Raw genomic sequence first — 8,369 nt, forward strand, 5'->3', positions numbered from 1 at the left:
TGTCACTTTTGGGTACCCCGAAGGGGCGGCGATAACGGGGTCGCCTTTTTTGCCTACTTTTTTGGCGAAGCAAAAAAGTAGGTGGCCCGCCGGGGCCAGTCCCGGCTAGTCTGATCGAAGAACTAAACGCATTGCATCACCGAAGAAAACGCACCACAAAAAAACTTATTTTTTCTTCTTAAACTGCCAAACCCTCACATACTTCACCTCAAACGCATTCTTCCTCCCCGTCGGCGTCGTATGATCCGGATCCCCGCTCGCACTCCCGTACAGCACGTCAAGAAGAACATACATCCGATGCGGCATGCTCACCTTCGCCGAATAAACTTCCTTACCGTCGAAATAAAACGTCTGCTTGTGCGGCTCCCATTTCAGCGCGTACTTGTGGAACTTCGATGACAGGTCTCCGAGCTCCATCAGCATCTTCTCGCCGCCCTTCACCTTCGGCTGCCCCGTCCAGATCGTGACGGCATAGGCGGTGGGATTGAGCTTGGCGTCGCTCCAGTAACTTTCCGGACCGCCGCCGGGATAGGCTTCCATGATGTCGATCTCGGGACGGAAGGTACCGTTGGTGTCGTCGTGGTTGTAGAGCCAGAACGCAGGCCATGGGCCCTTCCCTCTTGGCAGCTTGGCCTCGATTTCGAAATAGCCGTAGGTTTGATAGAACTTGCCATCGGTGTCTAGAACCCGCGGAATGAACTGTTCGTTGGCGTCCCGTTCCGGCCAGATCTTGAGCATGCCGCCTTCAACCGCATAATTCTTTTGCGGATGACTGGGCTTGTCCCATGTGGTGTCGTTCCATATCGCCGGGTTGTAACCGTTTTCGAATTCATCGGCGAAGGTCAGCACATAGTCGTCCGGATTCTGGCCATAGGGACCGGGCTTTTTTTCTGGCGTCACCTTGTCGGCTTGCTTCTTCGATGGTTTTGGAGATTCCGAAGCGCTCGCTGCAATGGCCTTGTATGCATCATCACTGACAACGTTGGCGTTGGTATCCTGACCGCAAGCGACAAGCGACATGGCGACAAAGACACAATATGCGCCCGCTGGCCGGAGCGTCAGATGCAATCGATGCAATCGCGGTAGGTGCAAGACGGTTCTCCTCGATACAGATGTGGTCGACAGGCCAACACGGCCATATCATCAGGAGCATCCATCATATCGTTGTCGTACGGTCAGCTATTGCGGCTGATCATCTTCGGAGGGAATGAAATAACCTGCCGAAGTGATGTTGCGGAGAAGAAAAAATGCCGCCCTATCACTAGGGCGGCATCAAGATTACTGCAAATAAATCTGTATCGATTCGCTCACGGCGTCTGCCGCATATCGATCTTGTCGTGAGTTACTTAAACTGCCAGACACGTACATATTTCACGTCGAACGAGTTGTTCTTGCCGGTCGGCGTGGAGTCGTCCGGCTGGCCGCTCGCGCTGCCGTACAGGAGGTCCAGCATCAGGTACATGCGGCGCGGCATTTCCAGGTTGACCGAGTAGACTTCCTTGCCGTCGAAGTAGTAAGTCTGCTTGCCCGGTTCCCACTTCAGTGCGTACTTGTGATAGCCGGCCGACAGGTCGCCAAGGTCCATCACCATCTTGGTTCCGCCGAGGACGCCGGGTGCACCGGTCCAGATGGTCGGCGCATAGGCCGTCGGGTGGAAGTTGGCATCCGACCAACCGCTTGCAGGACCGCCGCCGGCATACGCTTCCATGATGTCGATCTCAGGGCGGAAATTGCCCGGCTCGTCATGGTTGTACAGCCAGAACGCAGGCCATGTGCCCTTGCCGACCGGCAGCTTGGCTTCGATTTCGTAGTAGCCGTAGGTCTGGTAGAACTTGCCGTCGGTATCGATCACGCGGGCGACGAAATTGCCCTGCGGGTCACGCGCCGGCCACATTTTCAACGAACCGTCTTCCACCGCGTAGTTGACTGTCTCCGGTGCCGGCTTGTCCCAGGTAGTGTCATTCCATACACTGGTGTTGAAACCATTCTCGAACTCGTCCGAGAACGTCATGCGGTAATCATTGGCATTCTGGCCAAATGGACCCGGAGCGGCTTCTTCCGTAGCGGGTTCCGCCTTTGCTTCCGTTGTTTCTGTTGCAGCTGTTTCCGTCGGTGCCGCTTCCGATGCCAAGGTCTCATTTGAGCCGGCATGGGAAGAAGGACTAACAATCGCCCCGGAAGATGCGGAGACGAGGGAGGAATCAGGCGCTGTATCACCGCCGCCACCACCGCCGCATGCGGCGAGAATCAGCGATGCACAAGCAGATGAGATGATGGACTTGATGAGACGTGTGTTTGTCGTGTTATTCAAACCGTGTTCCTTTCAGATGACTTAACTCAAGAATGCTCGCAAGCAAGAGGTAGGTCAGAGTTTTCCCACCGGAAAATGGTTCCGGGGAAATTTCATCTTTTTTTCTGAAGGGAAAATTGAGCAGCGGAAACTACATGCAGATGATGCAACTGAAGATGCGTGCGAATAACCAACGTGACTTCACTAACGAAGCTGCTATCGTCGAAAACAATCTTTCGCTGCGTCAACACCACGGTAGTCGGTGGTGCGATCGCGGAAGCGTTTCAAGGATGCAAGTTCATGAAATGCAGTGGATGAATTACATGCTCTTATGCATTCAAGGTGCGGTAGTCGAAGGACATGGCCGACGTTCATACACCGACCAGCTTCCACTCCTACTAACCGGAACAGGCTTGCATTCCGCGCCATTGAATAGCATCGCTGGCGCCTTGCCGCCATGCCGCACGATGAAATAGCGGTATTCAACGGCACGGTGTTTCTGCCAGTCGAGGGTGTGTGGATGCCACTCGAATAGCGTGGCCACGGCGGGAAGATGCTCGGGCCGATAGCGCACGATCTGCGGTGGGAACCAGGCGAAATTGAAATCGACGAAGCCGCTCTTCTCCGCCTGGTACCACAGCGGATAGTGCAGATAAAGGTTATTGGTATTGGCCGCTGCGCTGTTGCGCTCATAGATCAGCGATAGCGCGCGCTGTTTTGGTTCCAGCGCTTTCAGCACGGCGTCGAACTCGGCGGATTCCTGTGCGAAGCGCCAAGCCCGCGAGGTATGAACGCCGAGCATCGTCCAGCATGCACCCGCCATCAGGATGACGACACCCGTACGGCGCGATGATGACGAGCCCTGCGCTGCAGACAGGGTCTCGCCTGAAGGCTTCGCAGTGAACATCCATGCGTAGGCCGGCGCGAGGAACAGCGCAAAGCGTTCATACAGAAATGCCGTATTCATCGCGAAATGCGGCACGGCGAGAATGATCAACGCCACGATGGCGAAGGCAATCCAGTTCGATTTCCGCCGCCACTGGATGCGCAACCCCATGACCCAGGGCGCCATGGCGAACAGTATGACGATGCACCAGTAATACGTATTTGGTGATCGTTGGGTGCCGGCCCCTACCGTGTAGAGGAGCGGGAGTCGTCGCAGCGCATCCCAGTGCCATCGGGTTCCTTGCTCGAGGCCTGTCTGCAGTCCGGCATTGATGCGTTGATTGATCAGGAAGTAGGCGCCGCATGCGATTGCGAGCAACATGTATGGCCAGGCGGCTTTCAATAGTGGCTTGAACCATCGGACGCGAACAGCGAGGATGGCGGCACCTACGGTCGATGCGAACAGGAACACAAGTCCATGGGACGCGAGCATCGCCAGTCCGATCGCTACCACCATCGCAGCGCGCGCCGACGTGGGCGAAGCGGCATAACGTTCCGCCTGGAGGATGAAATAGAGTCCGATGGGCGAGGCGATCAGGAAGGTGAAGAATCCCCATGTATATGCGAACCCGAAGAAGCTCAGGAGAAAAAGCCAGTCGAGCCGTGCGTCCCCACCGAACTGCCGCCGCAATGTGACACACATGCAGACGAACGCGAGATAGGCCGCCGAGAGCAGCAGCTTCAATGCGGCCGCGACCGGCATCAGGAACGACAGCGGAAGCGCCAGGCCATAGCCGATGATGTAAGGGGTGAACAGATTGATCCGCAGCTGATCCGCCCAGGGCGATTGACCGAGCAGCATCTGCTTCAAAAGAACGACTTGCCCTGCATGCTGCGGGAGGTCGACCATGGGCGGATGCGGGGCGACCCAGAAAATGAGTGCTCCCCACAATGCGCTGATGATGAACAACAGCCGGAATCCCCTCTCCTGCATCCAGTCTTCCTTATGATTCGTCATGGTGATGCCCGCGCAGGCATACCAACACTCCGCGGCTGCCCTGCTTCCAGCACGACGATGCGCGATGCGGCAAATGGGTCGGCGGCGTTCGCGAGAGCAGGCTAGAAGATGCGATGCCGTACTCCCGAAAAATGCCGTTCGTGGGCAGCAGTGAAGCCAATCCCGCGATTGGTGAATCGGACAGGAAGCGGGGCAAGGCGAGTCTGGGGCAGGCCGGGACGCATCGCTGGATGGGTGATTGTCACCCGCCGGCCTGCTTCAGCACCGGGCAATCCTTGCGCTCGAATACCGTCCAGCTTCCACTGGTGACGGTCGGTACGGGCGGACAATCCGCTCCCTTGAAGATCTCTTTCGGCAGTGGTCCCTGGTGACGCACGATGAAGTAGCGGTAGTTCGATGCGCCATGCTTCTTCCAGTCAAGTCCTTCCGGATACCACTCGAAGCCCTTCTCCACCATCGGCAGGTGCTGGGGCTGGTAACGCACGATCTGCGGCGGGAACCACGCGAAGTTGAAATCCACGAAGCCGCTCTTTTCGGCCTGGTACCACAATGGGTAATGCAGGTAGATACCATATGTGTTTGCCGCCTCGCTGTGCCGGTCGAATATCAGCGACAGTGCACGCTGGCCAGGTTCAAGCGCACTTAGTACGGCGTTGAAGTCCGCCGACTCCTGTCCGAAGTTCCAGGCACGCACCGTGTGCACACCAAGCATCGTCCAGCAAACGAGCGCCATCAGGGGAACATAAAAACGTGCAAGCCTGCCGCGTCCCGCAGTGATGCCAGTGGCGCCGGCAGCCGGCGATTTGCTGATGAACATCCATGCGTATGCGGGCGCGAGGAACAGCGTAAACCGCTCATACAGGTAGGAGGAGTCGTAGGCGTAGTACGGCACGAAAGCGAGGATCAGCACGACGATCGCGAACGCAACCCAGTTGGAACGATTGCGCCATTCGATGCGCAGGCCCATCAGCCAGGGGACGGCCGCCATGAAAGCGACCAGCAGCCAGAATGGCGCGCTCGAACTTCGTTGCGTGCCGGCGGCAATCGCGTACAGAGGCGCTTTCAGGCGCCGGATGAGATCGAAATTCCATTCGATGCGCGGCTGCAGATTGATCTGGAGTTCGGCATTGATGCGCCGGTTGATCCAGAAATACGCGATGCAAGTCAGCGCCAGGATCACGAATGGCCAGATGGCGGCGAGCAGCGCCTTGAATCGCTTCATTCTTACCGCAAGCAACGCGGCGCCGACGCCCCAGGCAAATCCGAAAATCATGCCGTGCGATGCCAGTGTCAGCAGACCGACCGCAATGAGGGCAATGCCCCGCGATGCGGTCCTCTGGTCTGCAAATCGCTCCGTCAATAGGATGAACCATAGGCCGATCGGCGCGGCGACGAGAAAGGTAAGAAAACCCCAGGTATAGGCAAAACCGAAGAAGCTCAGCAGGAAGAACCAGTCGAGACGTGGATCGCCGCCGTACTGGCGGCGCAGTCTCACGCACATGAAGACGAAGGCGATGTAAGACAGCGACATCAGCAGCTTCAGGGATGCATCCACCGACATCACGAACGACAAAGGCAGGGCGAGTCCGTAACCGATGATGTAGGGCGTAAACAGGTTGATGCGGAACTGATCGGCCCATGGCGACTGCCCGAGAATCATTTCCTTCAACAAGGCAACCTGGCCGGCGTGCTGCGGCAGGTCGATCATCGGAGGATGGGGAGCGACCCAGAAAATGAGTGCTCCCCACAAAATGGATAACAAGAACAGTACCCGGTACGTCGACTCTCGCATTGATTCCCTTTAATGGCTGATTTCGGACGGCGCATGCTGCGCCATGCCGCGGCTTGCATCGCAGCATCAGGCATGGATAAAGCAATGCGCATGCCAAAATTACAATGCTAGCGGCGACAGGGGGGAGATAGGTTGATACAACTTAACCGGCGAAGCCATACTGGAAAAATTTACATACACCGTTCTTTGCAATTCATCGCGACATGTGCGGCTACCCTGCCCCTCCAGTTCCACGGTGCACCCCATGACGCCGTGCACATGACCTCATACCTGTCTCGTCAAATCGACTTCTCGATAATGAAGCGGGGGCGCTGCTTGGTTTCCGAATAGATCCGTGACAGGTAGCCACCGATGATGCCCAGGGCCAGCAGTTGCAGGCCGCCAAGAAAATACATCGGGATCACGGTGGATGCCCATCCGGGTATCGCCAGCGTGGTGGCGAAGCGGATGAAAAGCGCCCAGATGCCGATCGCCATGGATGCGGCCGACAGGATGAAGCCGAATACCGTGATCCATTGCAACGGCACCGTCGAGAACGAAAAAATGCCGTTGAGCGCAAGGGCCAGCATCTTGAGCACCGGGTATTTGCTTTCCCCGGCAAATCGCGACAGGCGGTCATACGTGACGATGGCGGTACGGAAACCCAGCATCGGAATGATCCCGCGCAGGAACAGGTTTACTTCGCGGAAGTCGCGCAACGCATCGAGCGAGCGCCGGCTCATCAGCCGGAAGTCGGCGTGGTCGGGGACGATGTCGACGCCGAATTTGCGCAGCAGGCCGTAGTAGGCGCGTGCGGTCCAGCGCTTGAATACGGTATCGGTATCCCGGCGCGCGCGCACGCCGTAGACAATGTCGGCGCCGCGCTCATACTCATCCAGCATACGCGGGATCGCGTCGATGTCGTCCTGCAGGTCGGCATCGAGGCTGACGAGCACATCGCCGCGGGCCGACAGCAGCCCCGCAAGCAATGCATTCTGGTGCCCCTGGTTGCGGGACAGCTTGATGCCGTGCACGCGGGCATCCTGCCGGCTAAGTTCTTCAATCATCTGCCACGTCCGGTCGCGCGACCCGTCATCGACGAAGGTAACGCGGCTTTCCCCGTCGATGCGGCCCTGGACCTGCAGCTTGCCGAGCATGGCCAGCAGTTGCCTGCTGGTTTCCGGAAGCACCGCCTCCTCGTTGTAGCAGGGTACGATCAGATTAATGTTGATGGGCTGTATCGATGCCATATCCGCCGCTTAGCCCTGTCCGATATGTCCGGCATCACCGGCATGTGGCGGGCGGCGAAACGCAAAGAACCGGCTGCCGAGATAACCGAGCCCGGTATAGGTCACCGCGCCGAAGATATGCGGCAGGAAACTGGCGTCGCCCATGATGTTGCGCGTGCCGAGCATCACCAGCAGGTTGGCTGCATAGGCCAATGCGCACACTACTGCAAAGCGGGAGAAGCTGCGGCCGACGGAGCCGCTGTCGTTGAAAGTCCATACACGGTTCATGCCGTAGCTCCACAGAAATCCGATCAGGTACCCGAATGCATTGGCCGGGACGTCCGGCCAGCCGAGGAAACGCCATGCGATATAGACGATTCCCATACCGATGACGGTATTGGAAATGCCCACCAGCAGGAACCGGAAAAGCGAATGCCTGAGAATTACTGAAACCATTGAAAAGGACCGCGTTCCGGTCGGCTGGGTTGACTGACTACCAGCAGTATCGGCCGGATGGCCTGTTGCAGCATTGATATGGGTCACCCGCGCCGAAAGCTGGTGCGCGTGCATCAAGACCCATCCGGGTTTCCCGGCAGCTGCAAAAAAAGGCCGGCCGATCATTGACTGATCGGCCGGCCTTCTCATTTCTGATGCGTGGCTCGCACGGCAGGTTCTTACCGTGTCATGCGCCAGGTGATGACTACCGCATCATGTTGGCTGCATTACTTGAACTGCCACACACGTACATATTTCACGTCGAAGGAGTTGTTCTTGCCGGTCGGCGTGGTGTTGTCCGGCTGGCCGCTGGCGCTGCCGAACAGCAGGTCCAGCATCACGTACATGCGATCCGGCATGCTGACGTTCAAGGTATAGACTTCCCTGCCGTCGTAGTAGAACGTCTGCTTGCCCGGTTCCCACTTGAGTGCGTACTTGTGATAGCCGGCGGACAGGTCGCCCAGATCGGTAATCATCTTCGAGCCGGCCAGGACACCCGGCGCGCCGCTCCATACTGTCGGTGCATAGGCGGTCGGATGGAAGTTGGCATCGCTCCAGTAGCTTGCGGGGCCGCCGCCTGCGTACGCTTCCATGATGTCGATCTCGGGACGGAACGGATCCGGATGGTCATGGTTGTACAGCCAGAACGCAGGCCATGTGCCCTTGCCGACCGGCAGCTTG

General features: G+C 57.8%; 7 protein-coding genes. All 7 read right to left on the bottom strand.

What is annotated here, in order from left to right:
* Window positions 1-165: 165 nt before the first annotated feature.
* Entirely contained in the window at window positions 166-900 is a 735-nt protein-coding gene (locus V7080_RS20885; RefSeq protein ID WP_334190316.1) for a glycoside hydrolase family 16 protein, read from the bottom strand.
* 442 nt (window positions 901-1,342) lie between these two features.
* Entirely contained in the window at window positions 1,343-2,311 is a 969-nt protein-coding gene (locus tag V7080_RS20890) for a glycoside hydrolase family 16 protein (RefSeq protein WP_334190317.1), read from the bottom strand.
* 316 nt (window positions 2,312-2,627) lie between these two features.
* Window positions 2,628-4,193, bottom strand: coding sequence for a hypothetical protein (locus V7080_RS20895; protein WP_334190318.1), 1,566 nt, complete (start codon window positions 4,191-4,193; stop codon window positions 2,628-2,630).
* Window positions 4,194-4,434: 241 nt separating this feature from the next.
* Window positions 4,435-5,985 (bottom strand): hypothetical protein, encoded by a 1,551-nt coding sequence (locus V7080_RS20900; RefSeq protein WP_334190319.1) that lies wholly within the window; start codon window positions 5,983-5,985, stop codon window positions 4,435-4,437.
* 278 nt (window positions 5,986-6,263) lie between these two features.
* Complete coding sequence (locus tag V7080_RS20905; protein WP_334190320.1) at window positions 6,264-7,214, bottom strand: glycosyltransferase family 2 protein; 951 nt, start codon at window positions 7,212-7,214, stop codon at window positions 6,264-6,266.
* A gap of 9 nt (window positions 7,215-7,223) precedes the next feature.
* Complete coding sequence (locus V7080_RS20910; RefSeq protein WP_334190321.1) at window positions 7,224-7,649, bottom strand: GtrA family protein; 426 nt, start codon at window positions 7,647-7,649, stop codon at window positions 7,224-7,226.
* A 266-nt stretch (window positions 7,650-7,915) separates the two neighbouring features.
* A partial coding sequence (locus V7080_RS20915) for a glycoside hydrolase family 16 protein (RefSeq protein ID WP_334190322.1) occupies window positions 7,916-8,369 on the bottom strand: 454 nt, incomplete at its 5' end.

Source organism: Noviherbaspirillum sp., from assembly GCF_036846085.1.
In the GTDB taxonomy this organism is placed as follows: Bacteria; Pseudomonadota; Gammaproteobacteria; order Burkholderiales; family Burkholderiaceae_D; genus Noviherbaspirillum.